General features: G+C 70.6%; 15 protein-coding genes. 7 read left to right on the top strand and 8 right to left on the bottom strand.

What is annotated here, in order from left to right:
* The first annotated feature begins 405 nt into the window (after window positions 1-405).
* Window positions 406-1743, top strand: a complete 1338-nt coding sequence (locus HHX31_RS30200) for an MFS transporter (RefSeq protein ID WP_169952591.1) — start codon at window positions 406-408, stop codon at window positions 1741-1743.
* Window positions 1744-1780: 37 nt separating this feature from the next.
* Here HHX31_RS30200 and HHX31_RS30195 read toward each other — a convergent pair whose 3' ends face one another.
* Window positions 1781-1954 carry a hypothetical protein gene (locus HHX31_RS30195; RefSeq protein ID WP_169952515.1) on the bottom strand — a complete coding sequence of 58 codons (174 nt, stop codon included), beginning with the start codon at window positions 1952-1954 and terminating at the stop codon, window positions 1781-1783.
* Window positions 1948-3084, bottom strand: a complete 1137-nt coding sequence (locus HHX31_RS30190; protein ID WP_211590540.1) for a glycosyltransferase family 2 protein — start codon at window positions 3082-3084, stop codon at window positions 1948-1950. Before HHX31_RS30190 ends, HHX31_RS30195 begins: the two co-directional genes overlap by 7 nt.
* Before the next feature lie 255 nt (window positions 3085-3339).
* On the opposite strand from HHX31_RS30190, the gene HHX31_RS30185 reads away from it, so the two are divergent.
* The gene (locus HHX31_RS30185) at window positions 3340-4020 is read left to right on the top strand and encodes a class F sortase (protein ID WP_169952590.1); all 681 of its coding nucleotides are present in this window, start codon (window positions 3340-3342) and stop codon (window positions 4018-4020) included.
* A gap of 117 nt (window positions 4021-4137) precedes the next feature.
* On the opposite strand, the gene HHX31_RS30180 is transcribed toward HHX31_RS30185, so the two are convergent.
* From HHX31_RS30180 to HHX31_RS30160, 5 genes are all read right to left on the bottom strand, one after another.
* Window positions 4138-5859, bottom strand: coding sequence for an adenylyl cyclase (locus HHX31_RS30180; protein ID WP_249347054.1), 1722 nt, complete (start codon window positions 5857-5859; stop codon window positions 4138-4140).
* 512 nt (window positions 5860-6371) lie between these two features.
* Window positions 6372-7313, bottom strand: coding sequence for a pseudouridine-5'-phosphate glycosidase (locus HHX31_RS30175; RefSeq protein WP_169952587.1), 942 nt, complete (start codon window positions 7311-7313; stop codon window positions 6372-6374).
* 9 nt (window positions 7314-7322) lie between these two features.
* Window positions 7323-11411: an amino acid adenylation domain-containing protein gene (locus HHX31_RS30170; RefSeq protein ID WP_169952585.1), complete on the bottom strand. Its 4089-nt coding sequence runs from the start codon at window positions 11409-11411 to the stop codon at window positions 7323-7325.
* Between the two features lie 15 nt (window positions 11412-11426).
* Complete coding sequence (gene upp, locus HHX31_RS30165) at window positions 11427-12098, bottom strand: uracil phosphoribosyltransferase (RefSeq protein WP_169952584.1); 672 nt, start codon at window positions 12096-12098, stop codon at window positions 11427-11429.
* A complete protein-coding gene (locus tag HHX31_RS30160; RefSeq protein ID WP_169952582.1) occupies window positions 12095-12787 on the bottom strand; it encodes a phosphoribosylanthranilate isomerase in 693 nt (230 codons plus the stop codon). The genes upp and HHX31_RS30160 overlap by 4 nt, the downstream gene beginning before the upstream one ends.
* A gap of 463 nt (window positions 12788-13250) precedes the next feature.
* On the opposite strand from HHX31_RS30160, the gene HHX31_RS30155 reads away from it, so the two are divergent.
* From HHX31_RS30155 to HHX31_RS30145, 3 genes are read left to right on the top strand one after another with little or no spacing between them, the layout of a single operon-like run.
* Window positions 13251-14441, top strand: coding sequence for an MFS transporter (locus HHX31_RS30155; protein WP_169952580.1), 1191 nt, complete (start codon window positions 13251-13253; stop codon window positions 14439-14441).
* 39 nt (window positions 14442-14480) lie between these two features.
* Window positions 14481-15125 (top strand): NAD(P)-dependent oxidoreductase, encoded by a 645-nt coding sequence (locus HHX31_RS30150; RefSeq protein ID WP_169952579.1) that lies wholly within the window; start codon window positions 14481-14483, stop codon window positions 15123-15125.
* 55 nt (window positions 15126-15180) lie between these two features.
* Entirely contained in the window at window positions 15181-15807 is a 627-nt protein-coding gene (locus HHX31_RS30145; protein WP_169952577.1) for a class I SAM-dependent methyltransferase, read from the top strand.
* Window positions 15808-15917: 110 nt separating this feature from the next.
* Here the strand turns inward: HHX31_RS30145 and HHX31_RS30140 are convergent, their stop codons facing one another.
* Window positions 15918-16592: a hypothetical protein gene (locus HHX31_RS30140; protein ID WP_169952576.1), complete on the bottom strand. Its 675-nt coding sequence runs from the start codon at window positions 16590-16592 to the stop codon at window positions 15918-15920.
* Window positions 16593-16811: 219 nt separating this feature from the next.
* On the opposite strand from HHX31_RS30140, the gene HHX31_RS30135 reads away from it, so the two are divergent.
* Window positions 16812-17984, top strand: coding sequence for a HupE/UreJ family protein (locus tag HHX31_RS30135; protein ID WP_211590539.1), 1173 nt, complete (start codon window positions 16812-16814; stop codon window positions 17982-17984).
* A 106-nt stretch (window positions 17985-18090) separates the two neighbouring features.
* Entirely contained in the window at window positions 18091-19713 is a 1623-nt protein-coding gene (locus HHX31_RS30130) for a metallophosphoesterase family protein (protein ID WP_169952572.1), read from the top strand.
* Window positions 19714-19756: the final 43 nt, after the last annotated feature.

Below are 19756 nucleotides of genomic sequence, written 5' to 3'. Positions count from 1 at the left end.
AGGCGGCTTTTGCGCGATCGGGGCGGTTTGTTGCATCTGGCGGCATCGAGCGTTCGGCCACGACATGAGAGGCTTTATGGCAAGCGCCTGACCACGTCAGGCGCAACCCCGCGGCTCATCGCCATGAATGCCGCCCGGTGTGGTTACGGCGAAAACCGCTAGAAGCCCGCCCTCCTCGTCTTCCGCGACGAGGAGGGCGGTGCCCATTTCCCTGGCCATCTCGCCGCCCCCCGGAATGCGCGCGGCACCCAGCACGAGCAACACCACATGCCGGACTTATCATCAGGTGTCGCTTTCCGGAGCCAACCGGACGAGGCGCGGCGGGAAGGATGGTTCCGGGGTGGTGGGCGCGGAGCGTCGTGAACGTGTCACGAGCCGGTCGGGAACACGCGGCGGGTCCGGACGATGAGCGAAGCCCACCCGGGCGGGTCACGGCCCGGCACCCGCCGCATCGGCGTCCTCGTCACGGGAAACCTGCTCGGCGGGGTCGCGGTCGCCTCCGGCTTCGCGGTCGGCGGGCTGCTCGTGGAGCGGATCGGCGGCACCTCCGTCGCCGGGCTCGGCCAGGCCGCCGGCGTCCTCGGGGCGGCCGTCGCCGCGGTGCCGCTGGCCGGCGTCGCGGCCAGGCATGGGCGGCGCCGCTCGCTCACCCTGGGGTACGCCATCGCCGTGCTCGGCGGCGCGCTGATCGTCACCGCCGCCGTCGTCTCCCAGCTCGTCGTGCTGCTGGCCGGGTTGGCCATGTTCGGCGTCGGCCAGGCGGTGAACCTGCAGTCCAGGTACGCCGCCGCCGACGGCGCGGCCCCCGCCTCCCGGGCCAGGACGATGTCGATCGTCATCTGGGCCACCACGATCGGGTCCGTAGCCGGCCCCAACCTCAGCGACGCGGCCGACCGGTTCGGCAGCCGTCTCGGGCTGCCCGCCCTCGCCGGGCCCTACCTGGTCTCCGTCGTGTCCTTCGCCCTGGCGGGCACGGTGATCGCGCTGTTCCTCCGGCCCGCCGCACGGCCGTCCGCGCCGGCCCCTGCCGAGGCGGGCCACCGCCGTACGCGGACGGCGGGCGCGGCGACGGCGCTGCGGTGGGCCGCGGCCCATCCCGTGGCGCGGTTCGCGGTCGTGCTCGTCGCGGTCGCGCACGCGATGATGGTGATGGTCATGGTGATGACGCCGCTCCACATGCAGCACCACGGCATGTCGCTGCGGCTGGTCGGCGTCGTGATCAGCCTGCACGTGCTCGGCATGTACGCCTTCAGCCCGGTCTTCGGGTGGCTGGCCGACCGGCTCGGCGCGGTCAGGACCGCGTGCGCGGGAATGCTGATGCTCGTCGCGGCCGTCGTGCTCGGTTTCGTGGCCGCGTCCGACCCCGAGGGCAGCGCGCTCACCGCGCTCGCGCTCACCGTGCTCGGCATGGGCTGGTCGGCGTCGATGATCTCAGGGTCCGCGCTGCTCACCGGCGTCGCGCCGGACCACGTACGGGTGCCGTTGCAGGGCGCGACGGACGCCGGCATGAACTACGCGGGCGCCGCGGCGGCCGCGCTGGCCGGGCCGATCCTCGCCGCGGGCGGCTTCCGCGCGGTCAACGTCGCGGCGGCGGTCATCCTGGTGCCCGCCGTCGTGGCGGTGGCCGTCCTGCGCGGGGGCGGGACCCCCGCCGGCGGCGCCGGCGCCGGGGTTGGGGCCGGGGGACGGCAGGGCCGGGCGGTGGAGCGCGGCGCGCAGGGCGCCGACACCGGCTCGGGGTGACCGGCCGTCCCCGCGCGGCCGGTCTTCACTCACGAGATCAGGACTCCCGCTTCGGGATGATCCGCTTCACCGCCACGGCGGCCGACACCAGCGTGAACAGGCCCAGGGCGAACCATAGAGCGTTCCAGCCGACGAACGGCGCGGTCAGCGCCGCACCACCGAAGCCCGCAGCGACGCCCCCGATGGGCGGGTTGTTGTACATATTCACCATTTCCTTTCCCGACGCCATGCGGCGTCCCAGAAGGCTTTCGCCTGTGCTATTTGCAGGTAGACATCGAAGATCATTTCGACGAACAGCAGCCCGGCTATGGCCATCTGCCTGCCGCCCCTGCTGCGTACGGTCACGATCCGCTCGATCATGAAAATGACCGTGACCCCAAGCCAGAGCGGGTGGAGGTTGAGCGCGCCGGCCACCACGATCGACCATGCCGTGGCGCCCAGGTACGTGAAGATCACGATGATGCCGATCAGCGACAGGAGCTGCCGGCCCCAGTAGGGCAACGTGACGCGGGTCCAGCCGTAGTCGGTGAGGTTCTCCAGCGCCCCGCGCTTCCACCGCAGCCGCTGCTTGAACAGGTCCTTCCAGGTCTCCATGACCTCGGTGGTGAGCGTGCAGTCCGCAGGACACAGGATGCGGAACCTCAGGTGCAGCAGCGCCAGGGTGAGCTCGTTGTCCTCGGTCAGGACGCGTACGTCGTACACCTGGTCGCGGCCGGGGAGACGGCCGCCGCGGCGGGCCCTGACGACCTCCTTGAGCGCGTCCGCGCGGAAGAGCGTCGCCGTCCCGGTGAGGACCAGCGCCTTCCCGCGCAGCCGCCGCACGTCCCTGGCGTAGCGCGCGTACTCGTTGCGCTGGAACATGCCCACCAGCCCGCCGCCCGGCTTGCCGGTGAAGGTGCCTCCCACCGCGGCCAGCTCGCCGGTGGCCAGCCGGCGGACGGCGTTGTCGATGAAACCGGCTTCGAGCGCCGAGTCCGCGTCCATGACGAGCACGGCGTGCCGGGGTCCCAGCTGGGGCAGCAGGACTTCGAGCACCTGGTTGAGCGCGCCCGCCTTCTTGTGGCGGTTGCCGACCGTCCTGATCACCTCGGCGCCGTGCGCGGCGGCGATCTCCTCGGTCCTGTCGGTGCAGTTGTCCGCGATCACGATGAGGCGGTCGGGCCTGCGCCGCTGGCCGTGCAGGGAGACGATCGTCTCGGCGATCTGGTCCTCTTCGTTGTGCGCCGGGACCAGCACGGTGACGTGCATCCGCGCGGGGTCGACCGCCGGCAGGTCCCGCTTGCCGTCTCCGCGGATCTTGGCGCGGCGCCTTCCGGTCCGGGCTTGCGTGAGGGCTTCCACGGGGGCCTCCGCGGGGGCTTCCGCGGGGGCCGAGGTGCGCGCCTGGCCGGGGTGGGCCGGCCCGTGCCCGTCGTCATGCTGGGTACGCGGGGGTGTGCGCAGAGTTGACTGAACCATTGAAAAACCGTCCAGCTCCCTGCAAACTACCCCAGATGCCTAATAACCTCCTATAGGTTACATGGGTGACGGAGGGGGCCGTACTGCATCAACCTGCAATCCACTGTGATGATGGCCTCGTATACAGGACGTGATCGAATGGGTAAGGCCACCGTCGCCGTCCTGCTGGGCCTGACCTCGGTCGCCGCCACCGCCGCCGTCGCGGTCACGGTCGCCGCCGGCCTCGCGGGTGACGATCGGGCGGCGCCGCCGCCCGCTCCTCCCGCCAGTGTCTCGACCCCGCGCGCGCAGCCGAAGAGCACGACGCGGGCGCTGCCGCCGTCGCCGCCGGTTCTGCTGGAGATCCCCAAGATCGGGGTTCGGACCACGCTGATGAGCTTGGGAAAGAACCCCGACGGGACGCTGGAGGTCCCGCCGCTCGACCGGGTCGACGAGGCCGGCTGGTATCGGCTCGGGCCGTCGCCAGGCGCACGCGGTCCCGCCGTCATCGCCGGTCACGTCGACTCGACGAAGGGGCCGGGCGTCTTCTTCAAGCTGGGGGCCCTGCGGCCCGGCGACACGGTGCGGATCTCCAGGAAGGACGGCACGCGGGCGGTCTTCGAGGTGGACTCCCTGGAGAGCGTGCCCAAGGACAGCTTCCCGACCCGCAAGGTCTACGGGATGGTCAAGACCCCCGTCCTGCGCCTGATCACGTGCGGCGGCGACTTCGACAGGGCCGGCGGGCACTACCGCGACAACATCATCGTCTACGCCCGCCTCGTCGCCACCCACCGCCCGAAGGCCGTCGCGCCCTCCACCCGGTCGGCCTCGGGCAGATGACGCGGCCCCGGGTGCGCGTACGCAGAGACGGAAGGCCGCGGGGAGCGGCGACGACCGGGGACACGAGCGGGCCGGAGTCGCGGGGACTCCGGCCCACCGGGCTTACCGGCTACAGGGCTACTGGGCCGCCGGGGCCGGGTAGTCCACGATGAACTGCGGCGCGCCGACCTTGGTCGTGTCGGCCGCGTCGCCGACGCCGTTGACGACGTGGTCGATCGTCCCCGCGTCGAGGTTGACGGTCATGATGTGGTGCAGCTTCACGCCCGGCGTCCGCGGGACCTCGAAGCCGTTCTCGGTGTGGATCTGCGGATTGTTCCGGTTGTAGACGTAGACGCCCGCGCCGTAGAGCTGGTGCCTCTTCACCCGGTCGCCGACCTTGTAGCCGGCGTAGCCCTCGACGTCGCCGTTCATCCAGTCGGCCTGGGTGGGCGGGTCGTACGGCAGTTCGTTCTGGTAGAGGATCGTCGTGCCGTCCTCGCCGTTCCACACCGTGTTGTAGCGCTGGAAGTGCTCGACGAACAGGCCGGTCGCCGTCACGCGGTCGCCGTTGACGACCGCGCCGTAGCGGCCGATGTTGGTGTTCCAGCGCTCGGTGTCGGTGAAGCCCTCGACGCCGTGGTCGGCGCGCCACACCCAGGTGTGGTCGATCAGCACGTCGTCGCTGTTGACCTCGAGAGCGATCTCGGTCTTGCCGACGTGCGGGCCGCCGACGCGGAAGTACACGTCGGACAGGGTCGTCGGGTCGTTCCCCGGCGCCCGATGGCCGTGCTTGCCGCCTGGCCCACCGTGCTCCTTGCCCACCAGCAGCAGCACCGGCGACTTCTGCGTGCCCGCGTCGATGGTGACTCCGGCGACGACCGCGCCGGGGACGTCGGCGACGTCGACCGGGACCGCGCCGCCCACCGCGGTGAGCGTGGCGTGCCCGATGCCGAGGACCACCGTGCCGGGCCGCTTGACCTCGATGCTCCGCGCGACGTCGTACACGCCCGGCGTGAGCAGCAGGTTCTTGCCCCGCGCGAGCTGGCTGTTGATGACCTGCACGGAGTCGGACGGCTTCGCGACGAAGAAGTCCGACAGCGGGACCGTACGGCCCGGCGTCATGCCCTCGGCCCACGTGACGCCGCTCGTGTTCCGCGCGGCGGCCGGCACGCGGACGGCGAGCCTGCCCTGCGGGTCGGTGAACAGGAAGGGCTTCTCCCGGCTGAGCGGGGTCTTCTCGATCGTCGTGTACGGCGGGTCGGGGAAGCCGGAGTCGTCGGGCGCGCCTGTGACGCCCGAGAAGACCTGGTTCCACACGGCGTTGGACCACCCGGCGACCTCGGTGTTGCGGGTCAGCCACTGCTGCTGTGAGCCGTTGGTGACGGACGGCAGCCGGGAGTCGGCGATGAAGCCGCCACTGGCGTACTGCGGGCCGGCCGTGCAGTAGTCCATCAGCGACAGACTCCCGCCCGTGACGTTGAGGCGGCGCATGGAGACGGCCTGGGAGACGGCCCAGAAGTTCGCCGACTGGCGGCAACCGTCCTGGCCCGCCGCGTTGACGTTGATCGAGAGATTCGACAGCGTGCGCCAGAAGTTGACGAGCGCGAGGCAGTTGCCTGTGCCGTTGTTCTCCAGGCAGCGGTTGTAGACCTCGACCTTGCCGTTGATGACGACGTCGGTGGGCGAGGCGCCCAGGCCGGCGATCTCGGTGTAGTAACCGACCTTGATCTGGAGGGGGCGTTCGGCGGTGCCGTACGTGCCCGGCCTGAAGAGGTAGGCGTGCCGCTCGGTGCCCATCTCGTCGTCGACCCTGGCGGCGTGCGCCGCGTCCAGGGTCGCCTGGATCTGGTCGACCGGCATGCTCGGGTCGAAGACGGTGACGTTCGGCCCCAGGTCGACGGGTCCGTGGTTCCCCGGACCCCCCGGACCCCCCGGACCCCCCGGACCCCCGGGACCCCCTGGACCCGCCGGACCGGCGGGGTTGCCGTGCGCGCCTTGGCCGGCCTGGTCGCCGTGGCCAGGCGCGGCGCCGGCGGCCGTCGCTCCCGCCGTCACGACGGCGGTCGCCAGCACGAGACCGGCCGCGAACGCGCGACCGATCAGCCGGGGGCCGGAACGCCGCCTCGTTGGACTCCCAGTGTCAGGATTCCGGGTCGTCATACGGGTCGTCCTTTCCGCTGCGCACGCAGCGAGAGAGCGCTCTCTCGCGGGCCCGGCGTCTAACAGGGCGATGCGAGAGGTGTGGGACGTTTGTACCGCGCGAACCGGCTCCCGCGCTAGATCGTGTCCGACGAATCAGGCCCTCCCCCACGTTCCGGGAGGCAGCGCACCGCCCCGGAGCCTGCCGGCGTCCGGGGCGGTGCGGGAGCGGATCAGGCGGTCTCCCGCAGATACCGCGCGTGGGCCGCCGCCAGCCGGCCGCCGACCTCGGCGGTGCTGACGAGCACGGACATGTTCGCCCTGGACGACCGGCCCTCGGTGGCCGCGTCCACGGCGCGCATGAGGTACTTCGTGATCGCGTTGCCGCGGACCCCGTCCCGCTCGGCGGCGGCGATCGCGCCGGTGATGACGGCGTCCACCTCCGACGCGTCGATCGCGTCCTCCTCCCGCACGGGGGTGGTGATCAGGAAGGAGCTGTGGTTGCCCAGCGCCCAGTGGTTCTCCACCGCCCGGGCGATCACCGCCTCGTCGTCCAGCCGCTGCGGGCTGCGGATGCCGCTGGACACGCAGTAGAACGCGGGGAAGTCGTCCGACCGGTACGACACCACCGGCACGCAGTGGGTCTCCAGGAACTCCATGGTCAGACCCAGATCGAGGATGCTCTTGGCCCCCGCGCAGACGACCGCCACCTTCGACCGGGTGAACTGGATCAGGTCGGAGGAGACGTCCATCGTCTTCTCCGCGCCCCGGTGCACACCGCCGATGCCGGCCGACGAGAAGAACGGGATGCCGGCGATTTCCGCCGCCACCACCGAACTGGCCACCGTCAGCGCGCCGAGCCCGCCCTGGGCCAGGACCACCGGCAGGTCCCTGCTGCTGACCTTGGGGATTCCGGGCGTCGAGGCGAACCGCTCGACGTCCTCGTCCGTCATGCCGGCCCTGATCCTGCCGCCCTCGACGCAGATCGTGGCCGGGACCGCGCCCCCGGCGCGCACCGCGTCCTCGACCTTGCGCGCGGTGGCGGCGTTGTCCGGATAGGGCAGGCCGTGGGTGATGACGTTCGACTCCAGCGCCACCACCGGCCGGCCCTCGGCGAGGGCGTCCGCGACCTCCTCGCTGAACACCAGCGGGACGCGCCCGTGATTGCGAGTCATCGTCGCCCCTCAGTTCCCGGCCGGGCCGTAGTTGGGCAGCTTGTTCAGCCGGTGCTTCTGGTTGAGGATCTCCGGGATGTAGACCTTCTCGTCCCACAGCTCCTTCGCGACCGGCTCCAGGATGATCGACACCGAGCCCTCCTCGCATCCGAAGGCGCTCGTCATCGCCTTGGTCACGGCCGCGACCAGCTCGGAGTGCTGCTGCTCGCTGAGGGGCACGGGGAAGTGCTTGATGCTCACGTGCGGCATGATGATCTCCTTACGGTGGGTCCCGAGACGATCCCCGATGGCCTCGGCCAGCTCGTCGATGTCCGGCTCCCTGAGCAGGCCGTAGTGATCGGCTTCCAGGTCGACGACCACCGGCGGCGTCGCCGAGTAGCCGCTGCTGTTCTCCAGGAACGAGTAGTCGTCGCCCCTGGCCTTGAAGATGGTGATCGGCGCGGCGATCCGCCGCCTGGCCAGCTCGCGGAAGGTGTAGCTGAACTCGAACGTCTCCGCCACCACACGCGTGATCCGGCGCACCAGGTCGACGTCCAGTTCGGGGAAGTTGCGGTGGACGAAGGCCGCGAAGCTCTCCTCGTCCACGGCCTCGGCCAGGCACCGCTCCAGCAGCGGCCCGCTGATCGTGCCCGCGAAGACCGAGAAGAGGATCGTCACGTACGCCGGGTCGCCGAAGCCCGCCTCGCGCTCGTGCCCGGCGGCGCTCGCCGAGCCGACCTTCGGCGAGCCGGGCGCGATCAGGAACAGGTGGTCCACCCGCTCGCCGGCCTGCTCCAACTGGTGGGCGGCCTCGAACGCGACGCGCGCGCCGAAGGAGTAGCCCCACAGTGTGTACGGCCCGGACGGCTGCACCCGCCGGATCGCCTTGACGTCCTCGGCCGCCATCTCGCCGATGGTCGCGTACGGGACCTCCTCGGGGTTGATCCCGTACGCCTGGACGCCGTAGAAGGGCCGGGCGGCGCCCATCCTGGCGGCCAGCGTGCGCAGGTTCATCGTGTATCCGCCGAGGCCGGGCCAGCAGTAGACGGGCCGTCCCGCGCCCTCCCCCTGCAGCGGCACCAGCCGTGAGCACGCCTCGGAGCCGCCTCCGTCGACCCGCCTGGCGAGCTTCTCGATCGTGGGGCAGTCGAACAGCACCTGGAGGGGCAGCGAGCCGCAGAACTCACGGTTGATCTTGTTGATCAGCCCGACGGCGATGAGCGAATTCCCGCCCGCGGCGAAGAAGTCGTCCTCAATCGACACGGTCTCCCGCTTCATCGCCTTCTTCCACAGCTCGGCGATCCGGCGTTCCGTGAGAGTCCGCGGCGCGACGTACGGCCGGTCGTCGTTGTCCACGTTAGTCGCGTCGGAATCGGCCAGCGCCTTGGCGTCGATCTTCCCGTTCGGCGCGAAAGGGAGCCGGTCGAGCACGACGACCTTGTTCGGGATCATGTAGTCCGGGAGGAAGTTGATCAGGTCGTCCCTGATCATCTCCGCCGGTCCCTTCATGTGGACTGCGTCCTCCTTCATCCCCTCGCTCAACCGCTGCTCGTCGCTCACCCGGCCGCCGATGAAGAAGTAGGACGGGCCGACGGGCCGGCCGAGCGAGCGCAGGATGCCGTCGATCCTGCGGGCCGAGGGCAGGTCGTCGCCGGACTTCGAGCTGTATCCGGACGACATGAACCCGATGTTGACGTCGTTCATCGACAGGCGCTGCAGCACGCGGCCGAGGTCGATGTAGCGCAGCCAGTCCTCGTCGTTCCTGCTGACCACCGAGACGCCGATGGACGCCCGGTCGTAGACCTGCTGGTTGATCGCGATGACCTGCTTCTTGAGTATGAGCTCGTCGGAGATCAGCCGCAGCCGCCCGTTCTCGTAGGCGTACTGCCCCGCCCGCAGGTCGGGGACCTTGCCGGGATGCGCCTGGACGTAGAGGTCGACCTCGTCGGGGCGCGGCCCGGCGTACGGGACCAGTTCGAACGTGCCGAGGTAGTAGTCGTCGGCGGCGGCGCAGTCCAGGCGGTCCTTCGTGGCCGGCGCGTACTCCAGGGCTTCGATGTCCAGGCCGTGCGCGGGCAGCACGTCCTCGAAGAGACCGACCATGTGACCGGTCTCGATCTCCAGGACCTCCCGGATGTTGTTCTTGTAGACCGGTTCTATCGCCCGCTTCTTGCCGACGAAGTGCAGCTTCACCCGAGGCTCAGGGCCTCCGGCGGCCGGCCCGACCAGCACGAGCCTGTGGTGCACGGGGTGGTGGTAGTAGCAGCCGGACGGCAGGCCGTCCATCCCGGTGATCTCCAGGTACAGCTGCGTCGCGTACAACGCCCCGGGCGAGGCGTACGCGTACTTCGGCAGCAGCCGCTCCTCGCTGATGTGCTGGCCGAAGTGGCGCAGGATCTCGCCGAGCTCCGCCAGGCCGAGGGTGTCCAGCCCGCGGGACTCCGCGCCCTCGGCCCGCCTGGCCAGCAGCTTCAGGATGTCGCCCCGGCCGACCTCCCCTCCCTCGTAGAACCGGTAGGTCTTGCGGGCGAACGCGAGCGCGCGTTGCCGCGCGGTCGCCTGCCTGCCCGGCAGGTCGACGACCGGCCTGCCGTCGAGTTCGGCGGCGTCCCGGACTCCGGGGTTGGACAGCTGCGCCTTGACCTGGAGCCTGCTCGCCTTGGACTGGTGGTGCGCGCCGTGGTTGCCCTGGTCCATCAGGGCCGCTTCCTTGGGATTCAGCTCGACGCAGGCGATCAGGTTCTGGAATCCGGTGCGCGGGTCGTCCTTGACGATGACGGCGGCGTGCTTGACCCACTCGTGGGTCTCGATCGCCAGCTTGATCTCGTCCAGCTCGACCCGGAACCCGCGCAGCTTGATCTGGTTGTCCGCGCGGCCGACGAACTGGACGGTGCCGTCGGCGTTCCAGTACGCGAGGTCGCCCGTCCTGAACAACCTGCCCTCGCCGAACGGGTTGTCCACGAACCGCTCGGCGGTCAGCTCTGGCCTGTGCAGGTAGCCGCGGGCGACCTGCACGCCGCCGATGAACAGCTCGCCGATCTCGCCGACCGCCACCTCGGACCCGCCGAGATCGAGGATGTGGTAGGCGGTGTGGTCGACCGGCGCGCCGATCGAGATCGCGTGCGGGCCCTCGCCGACGCTCTCCCCGTCCACGGTGTACGCGGAGGAGTTGATCGTGCACTCCGTGGGCCCGTACAGGTTGACCAGCTCGCACCCGGGCAGTGTGTCGAAGAAGCTCGTCGCCAGCGTCTTCGACAGGACCTCGCCTCCGGTGAAGACCTGCGTCAGCGACGTGCAGCGGTGCAGTTCCTCGGTGTCCACGAGCGCCGTCAGCAGCGTCGGCACGCACTGCAGCGTGGTGACGTCGTGCGTCCTGATGACGTCGATGAGCCGCTCCGCGTCCCGGTAGACCCCCGGCGGGCCCACGACGACCACCGAGCCGCAGACCGGCGCGAGGATCTCCCACTGCGCCGCGTCGAAGCTCATCGGCGTCTTCTGCAGGATGGTCCTGCCGGGGCCGATGCCGTAGCCGGAACGCAGCCACCGCATCTGGCTGACGATGCTGCGGTGCTCGATCATCACCCCCTTCGGCTTGCCGGTGCTGCCGGAGGTATAGATGACGTAGGCCAGGTTGCCCGGCCGCAGGCCGGGGTGACGGTCGCCTCCCGGCGAGGTGGCGGACCGCGCCGCGTCCTTGAGGGTGACGATCCTCGTCCCCGCGGGCGCCAGCTCGGTCAGCCTGCCCGTGAGCTCGTCCTGCGTGACGACGACCCGCACGCCGGCGTCCTCGATCATGTAGCGGAGGCGCTCTTCGGGATACTCGGGGGACAGCGGGAGATACGCGCCGCCCGCTCGCAGGATGCCCCACACCCCGACCATCAGGTCGATCGACGGCTCGACGAACAGTCCCACGCATTCGTCGAGGCCGACGCCGAGCTCCCGCAGGTGGGCGCCGAGGGCCGCGCCGCCCTCCGCCAGTTCGCGGAAGGTCAGCCGCCGGTCGCCGCAGACGACCGCGGTCTCGTCAGGGCGCGCCTCGGCCTGTGCTTCGAGCAGATCGGGAAGGCAGACGTCCTCCTGTGATTGCCGCCTCGCCTCAGTGACTGAAGTGATGATCATTTGTTCCCCCGGCGTTCATCGCGTGATGTCCGTGCCGAAGTACCGGTCGCCGAAATCGCCGATGCCGGGGACCATGTAGGCGTTCTCGTTCAGCCGTTCCTCGACGGCCGACGTGACGATCCGCAGGCCGGGGTGGCGCGCGTGGACCGCCGCGATGCCCTCCGGCGCCGCCAGCAGGGTGACGAACACCATGTCGTCCACCTCGACGCCCCGGCCGAGCAGGACCTCGATCGCGGCCAGCGCGGTGCCGCCGGTCGCCAGCATCGGGTCCATCAGCAGCACCTGCCGCCGGTCGATGTCCGCAGGCAGCGCGGAGTAGTAGAGCCGCGGCAGCTTCGTCACCTTGTCGCGCTGGATCAGGATCTTGCCGATCGGCACTCCCGGCATGATCGCTCGCAGCTCGGGCTCCATGCTCTCCCCCGCGCGTACGACCGGCACGCCGCAGATCGCCGACGCGTGGCGCAGGCCGGGGTAGGTGCGGCCCACCGGGGTGGGGACATCCCACGGCTCGTACGGCAGGAGGTCGAGCGCCGTCTCCATGAGCTGGCGGATGATCCGGCCCGACGCCGCGACGAACTGCTCGCGCGCCACGTGCCGGTCCCTGATGATCGTGTGGAGCGCCCGGAGCTGGCGGGTCTGCGGCAGCAGGTGCACGGTGCCGAGCGCGGGCGCGGCCGTCATCGTCATGCCTTCTCACCCGCCCCCAGCTCCGCGAAGGCCCTGCGGGCCTCGTCGACGAACGTGCGCACCTTCTGCCGGTCCTTCCGGCGGGTGACCGGGTCCTCCAGGCCGGTGTGCGCGTCCACGGCGGCCGGGCGGACCTCGGCGATCGCGGCGGCGACGTTGTCCGGGTTCAGCCCGCCGGCGAGCATCAGCGGCTTGGGCGAGATCCTGACCAGTTCCGCGCTGACCGACCAGTCGTGCAGCAGTCCGGTGGCGCCCTTGGCGCCGGTGGCCGGGTTGAAGCTGTCGGTGATGAACATGTCGACCCACTCGGCCGCCTCGTCGACGATCGTCCGCAGCTCGTCGAGGTTGTCCTTCTTCACTACGAGGCTCTTGAGCACGTACAGGTCGGGCGCGATGCGCCGGAGGGTGCGCAGTTCCTCCACGGGCACGTCTCCGTGCAGCTGGATCGCGGTGACGCCGAGCTCCTCGCAGAAGGTCTTGATCTCCTCCGCGTCGGTCAGATAGGTGATCACCACACCCCTGTGCTCCGGCTGGATCTCGTCGATGATCGCCGCGGCGTCCGCCTCCGACAGGTCCTCGTTCTTGGCCGGCAGCCGCAAGGCGAAGCCGAGCCAGTCCGCGCCTTCCTCCCGGATCAGGTCGGCCTCGGCCTGATCGATGACACCGGCCACCTGGATAAGTCCCTGCATGTTGACCCGCCTTTCGAACCGGCCTGAGCGGCCTCGGTCGGAAACGAATTGCAATCGGCCATGAAACGATGGCATCGAGCTGCCCGCGACAGTGCGGCCTTTTCGCGCTGGAATTCGTATCGGCGCGAATTTCCCGGCCTTGCGAGGCATATTCAGAATTGGCTTCCGCGCGCTTTTCTCACAACCCCTGTCGGCCCCACAAGCATGTCAGGACAATCCAGGACACCTGAGGACTTTTCGGGTGCCCCGATCCGGGCGGGAGAAATAGCGCGGGCAACCCCGCCCGACCCCTACCGGAAAACGGCCGGCCCCCGGCGATTGACAGATTTCGTTGACCCGGCGAAAAACGCGGAACTAGCCTTCGTTTTCGGAGTGCCCGATGAGGCCGCCTCCCGCCGTCGCCGGCCGTTCGCCTGGCGCTCCCCCGCACGGACCCCCAGCCCACGCGCACAGGAGGAACCAGATGACCGTCATCGAGTCCGTCTCCGCCGGCACCGACAGACCGGATCGCGTGCCCATCAAGAACTGGCTCGCCGTGATCGCCGTCGCGCTGGGGACCTTCCTGGTGGTGACCGTCGAGAACCTGCCCATGGGCCTGCTCACCGCCATCGGCGGCGGGCTGAGCGTCTCCGACGGCGAGGTCGGCCTCATGGTGACCGTGTCCGGCCTGGTCGCCGCCGTCACCGCCCCGCTGCTGCCCGTGGCGATCCGCGGGCTGGACCGGCGGGTGGTCCTGCTCGGCCTGATCCTGCTGGCGCTGGTGGCCAACGTCGTGTCCGCGCTGACTCCCTCGTACGCCGTGCTCATGGTGGCGCGGCTGTTCGTGGGCGTCAGCATCGGCGGGTTCTGGGCGCTCGCCGCGGGGCTCGGCGTCCGCCTGGTCCCGGCGGCGCACGTCGCCAAGGCCACCTCGCTGATCTTCTTCGGCGCCATGGCCGCCAACGTCCTCGGCGTCCCCGCCGGCACGCTCGTCGGCGAGCTCACCGGCTGGCGCGTCGCCTTCGGCGCGGTCGCCGTGGTCGCGCTCCTGCTGGTCATCGCACTGGCCGTGCTGCTGCCGCGGATGCCGGCGTCCGAGCCGGTCAGGCTGCGCACGCTCGGCGAGCAACTGCGCACGCCCGCCGTACGGGTCGGCGTCATCGCCACGTTCCTGCTGGTGTCCGGGCACTACGGCGCGTTCACGTTCGTCAGCCCGATCCTGCAGGACGTCTCCGGGGTCGGCGCGACGTTCGTCGGCCCGCTGCTGCTGGCGTACGGCGTGGCCGGGATGGCCGGCAACCTCATCGCCGGCTCCTGGGCGGGCCGCGACGTGCGCGGCACGATCATCGTGGTCAGCGTCGCGCTCGCGGCCATCCTGGCGGCGTTCCCGTTCCTCGGCGGCACCCCGGTCACCGGCTCCGTCCTGCTGATCATGTGGGGTTTCGCGTTCGGCGGCCTGCCGGTGAGCGTGCAGACCTGGATCATCAAAGCGGCGCCGCAGGGCATCGAGGCCGCCACCGGGCTCAACACCTGCATGTTCAACCTGGCGATCGCGCTGGGCGCGCTGTTCGGCAGCGTCATCGTGGGGATGGTCGCCGTGACCGGCGTGCTGTGGGCCGCGGCGGCGCTCGTCGTCCTGACGTCGCTCGTGGTGTCCGCCGCCAAGCGGGTCTAGCCGGTTCGGACCACCCGGATTCGAGAAGGAGTGTCAGGCATGCGCATCACGGTGTTCGGGGCGACGGGGAACGTGGGCAGGCGGGTGGTCGCCGAGGCCGTGTCGCGCGGACACGAGGTGACCGGCGTGGCCAGGACCGCGGTGCGGCTGATCGGGCTGCCCGGCGAGGGGCCCGGCAGCCTGCGCGTGCGCGCCGGCGACGCGACCGACGTCGACGACGTCGTCGCGTCGATCACCGGGCAGGACGTGGTCATCACGGCGACCTGCCCGTCCCCCGGCGACGAGGCCGGGCTGGTCGCCGTCGCCACCACGCTGCTCACCGCGTCCGCCAAGACCGGCGTACGGCTGCTGCTCGTCGGCGGCGCGGGCAGCCTGACCGTCGAGGACGGCGGCCGCCTGATGGACCGGCCGGGCTACCCGCCCTTCCTGCTGCCCATCGCGTCGGCCTGCGTGGACCAGCTCGCGGCCTGCCGGGCCCACCCCACCGCGGACTGGTCCTACCTGAGCCCGCCCGACCTGCTCGTCCCCGGCGACAGGACCGGCCGGTACCGCGTCGGCGCCGACGAGCTCCTGGTCGACGCCGACGGCGAGTCCCGGATCTCGATGGAAGACCTCGCGGTGGCGCTGCTCGACGAGGCGGAACGGCCGCGCCACCACCGGACCCGCTTCACCGTGGCGTACTGACCGTCACGCCGCCATGAGTCCCGTTCGCCGGACTTCCGGTGGGTAGGGTCGGTTCATGAGGGCTACCACGAACACCGACGTACGCCGCGTGTTCGACCGGATGGCGGACAGGTACGACGGCGCCATGCTGGCCTGGGAGCGCCGCCTCTTCCCCGGCAGCCGGGAATGGGCCGTCGGCCAGGCGCGCGGTCACGTCGTGGAGATCGCGGTCGGCACCGGGCTCAACCTCCCCCTGTACGACGCCGATGCCACGGTCGTCGGGATCGAGTTGTCCGCGCGCATGCTGGAACTCGCGCGGCGGCGGGCGGCGCGGGACGGCCTCGGTGAGCGGGTGGAGCTGCGGCAGGGCGACGCGCAGCGCCTCGACCTGGCCGACGGCGTCGCCGACACGGTGGTGTCCACGTTCGCGATGTGCACGATTCCGGACCCGGCGGCCGCCGCGCGCGAGGCCCACCGCGTGCTCAAGCCCGGCGGGCGGTTCGTGCTGGCCGAGCACGGGCCGTCGAGCAACCCGGTCATCCGGGCCGGGATGCGGCTGGCCGAACCGCTGTTCCTGCGGTCCGCGGCCGACTATCTCACCCGCGACCCCGTGCCGTACCTGCGGCAGGCCGGTTTCGACGTCGAGTCGGTGACGCGCACGGCACGCGGGATCGGCTTCCGGGTGCTGGCCGTCCGGCCGTGATCCTGGCGGAACTCGTCCCCCGGCCCTGATCGCGCTTGGCCGGGTCGGTCACTGCGCCGGGAAGGAAGCTCCGCTCCCTCCACCCTGGTGAGCGTTGATGGACAGCGCAACTAGTCGAGCCAGAGCACGATGCCGGTCATGCCGGTGAGCACCGCCGTGACCCCGGCCCGCAGGGCACGCCCGGCGCGCTCGGGAGTGAAGCTGGCCGGGTCGTACGTCGAGGACATGCCGAGACCCTCGCCGCGGAACGACGCACCGGCCCAGTCGGCGGCGGTGACGTTCGCGGTGGGCTCGGCCAGTTCCGCGCCGACCACGAGGAAGCGCTGGTCGAGGTGGTTGGGGGTGACCAGGGCCAGTGCGTCGACGAGGTCCTGACCGGCGCTGACGATGAGGTCGGGCTTCATCTCCATCGCCCTGCCGATGCTCGGCACGTACTGGTCCGGCCGCGTGGCCGTGACGGTCCTGAGGCTGACGCGCTCCTCCTCGGCCCACTCCTTCACCGCGTCCACGAGCGTCCTGGTCTGGCGGTCCTCCCCCGCGGTGAGCAGCACCACGCGGTAGCCCTCCGGCGGGCGGACCCCGCTCCACGAGCCGGGCCCCGGTGTGATCGTCGCCTCCGGCGCGGGTGACGCGGCCGGGAAGAAGCCCGCGCCGGGGGTGCCGACGGCGGTCGGCTTCGCGTGCGGCCGCGACCAGTCGTCGCCTGAGCCGCATCCGCTGACCAGCAGGGTGGTCGCCGCCACTGCCACGGCCAGGGTGCGGGCAGGCAGAAGCCGAGAGCGCATGCGGATCGTCCTTCGAAGGCGGCTGCGGGGAACTGCGCCTATTTCCTACCTCATGTCCGATGCGCTGGCAGCGTCCGCCGGACGTGATTCGCCATGGGTTCGTGCCGGCGATACCGGCTGTTCACCCCAATCAACCAGATTTCGTACACCAATCCCCAAAGGAGTCATATGTCCCCCGCCGCTCGGCGTCGTGTTTGTGCTGCCATCGCCGCCGCAGCCGTGGCCGTCCTGTTCAGCGCCCTGTCCGCCCTGCCGGCTCTCGCCCACGGCTTCACCTCGACGGTCTACGTCGACCTCGCCTCGCCCGCGAGCGGGCACGTCCGCGCCGGCATCCAGTTGGAGTACGACCTGCTCGTCGTCTCGGCCGCCGACGCGGCGAAGGACGACCCGCTCTTCAGGGCCGGCACCGCGGCGTTCGACGCCGGTGACACCGCCCAGCAGGCCGCGGCGCTAGAAGCCCATGCCGGCTCGGTCGTCACGTACGTGACCCAGCGCTTCGGCGTCACCGCAGGCGGCGCGGCGTGCGCCCCCGTCAGGGATGGCGGCTTCACGATCGGACAGCGCGAGGGCGTCCCGTACGCGCGTGTGGTGCTCGACTACCGGTGCCCGGAGTCCACGTCGGGAGCGCACGAGGTGCGCAGCGCGCTGTTCCCCGGCTCCGAGGGCTACGTGCGCGACAGCAAGACGATCGTCACCTACGACCTCGACCTGACGTCGGGCAGCACGGCCCTCGACGCCCAGCACCGATCCTTCTCCACGCAGCAGTCGTGGTTCGAGCGGTTCTGGGAGTTCTTCCGGCTCGGGGCCGAGCACCTGCTCGGCGGGCTCGACCACATCCTGTTCCTGCTGGCGCTCATCGCGGGGTCACGCCGCCTGCGCGAGATCGTGCTGGCGGCCTCGACCTTTACGCTGGCCCACTCGGTGACCTTCGTCTTCGCCGCCCTCGGCCTCGTGGAGGTGCCCGCGGCGTTCGTCGAGCCCGTCATCGCCCTGTCCATCGCGGTCGTCGCGGGCTGGCACCTGTGGCGGATCTGGCGGCGCCGCTCGCACGCCACGGATCTCGAGACGACAGGGCACGGCCGCCTCGGCCTCGACCGCGCGGGCTGGACGCGGCTCGCGGTGGTCTTCTGCTTCGGCCTCGTGCACGGCCTCGGCTTCGCCGCGGCGCTGGGCATCGACCAGGCCTGGTCGTGGACGCTCCTGGGGTCGCTGCTCGTCTTCAACGTGGGCATCGAGGTCGTCCAACTGGCGATCATCGTGGCCGTCTTCCCGCTGCTCGCCCTGCTGCGTCACCGCCGGCCGATCGCGGGCCTGTGGGCGACCGGGGCGATCGCGGCGGGGGTGTCCGCGATGGGGCTTATGTGGTTCGTGCAGCGAATCCTCGGGGTTTGAGATCTTCCATCACGCGCAACGGTCCGCCTGCCCGCCGTTCATCTCCGTGACACCAAGCCCCGAAATCGTGCAAATCGCTCCAATACGAACAAACGGATGGGAAGCAATGAAGCTCGACAAGGGGACTCAAAACCCCGGGTACATCCTGCGCCGGGCAGCCCTCGGCGCCGCAGCGGCGGCCCTCACCGCGACCACCGTTATCGGCGGCGGCCTCTCGACCGCGGCCCACGCCGACTCCGGCGCGACGGTCACCGGCATCGTCCTCGGCGTCGGCGCCGACCAGGCGCAGCGGGTCGTGTCGTGGTACGCCTCGGCCGGCACCGCCCAGGTGGTGCAGGTCGCGCCGACCAAGCAGCTCGTGCGCGGGGAGTTCCCCAAGAACTCCGTCACCTTCCCCGCCACCGTGGCGGCGAACACCGTCAACGGCGGCTACAACGGGCACGCCACGATCGACGGCCTGAAGCAGAACACGGAGTACTCCTACCGCGTCGGCACCCCGGGCGCCTGGTCCGCGACGTACTCCTTCACGACCCAGAACTTCAACGGCAACAACTTCGACTTCCTGTTCTTCGGCGACCCGCAGATCGGTTCGTCGGGCGACGTGGCGAAGGACGGCGCCGGCTGGGCCGACACCCTGAACGTCGCCCTCGCAAGCACCCCGAAGGCCGAGCTGCTGGTCTCGGGCGGCGACCAGATCGAGAGCGCCAACAACGAGACGCAGTGGAACGCGTTCCTCGCCTCTGACAAGCTGCGCCAGTATCCGTGGGTCGCCACCATCGGCAACCACGACGTCGGCGGCAAGGCGTACGAGCAGCACTTCTGGACGCCGAACACCGACCGCTCCACGCCGTACTACAACGGCGACGCGGCCACCCGGTCGGGCGGCGACTACTGGTTCAAGTACAAGAACATCCTGTTCATCGACCTCAACAGCAACGCGTACGCCAACGGGTCGGACGCCGCGCACATCAACTACGTCACCGACGTCGTCAACAAGCACGGCCAGGACGCCAAGCACACCGTGCTGATCTACCACCACGCGATCTACTCGCCCGCGAGCCACGCGAACGACGGCGACAACAAGCTGCGCCGCCAGGACTTCCCGACGGCCTTCTCCAACCTCGGCGTCGACCTGGTCCTGCAGGGTCACGACCACAGCTACTCCCGCAGCTACGTGATCAAGAACGGCCAGAAGGCGAACAAGGACGAGCAGCCGGGCGCCACCGAGGTGACCCAGGGCCCGGGTGGCGTCATCTACGTGACGGCCAACTCGGCGTCGGGTTCGAAGTACTACGACCTGACCGCTCCTGACACCACCAAGGACCCGAACTACGGTCCCGACCCGCTGAACCCCAAGAGCCACTGGGCCAACTCGGTCGAGAACCAGGAGCACGTGCGCACGTACGTGCGGGTTCAGGTGCGCGGCGACAAGCTCGTGGTCGAGAACATCCGCAGCGGCACCTGCGCCGCCCCCAACGCCGCGGTCGAGCTCGGCCAGGAGTCGTGGTGCGGCCCGGACAACGGCGCGACCGCCGCTCCGCCGGTCGGCTCCCTCGTCGACCAGGTCGTGATCCACACGAACAACGGCAAGCCCGAGCCCGGCAAGCCCGGTGAGCCCGGCAAGCCCGGTGAGCCTGGCAAGCCCGGTGGACCCGCCCAGCCCGGCAAGCCCGGCAAGCCTGGCAAGCCTGGCAAGCCGGCCGTGGCCGAGTCCGACTGGCTCCAGTAAGACGACCGAGGGCGAGTGGGGCCGGCCCGCTCAGCCGATCCGG

Origin of the sequence: Microbispora sp. H11081 (assembly GCF_012999535.1) — a bacterium.
In the GTDB taxonomy this organism is placed as follows: domain Bacteria; phylum Actinomycetota; class Actinomycetes; order Streptosporangiales; family Streptosporangiaceae; genus Microbispora.
The sequence above is the reverse complement of the archived record's forward strand: the minus strand, read 5'-3'. Positions and strand labels throughout refer to the sequence as shown.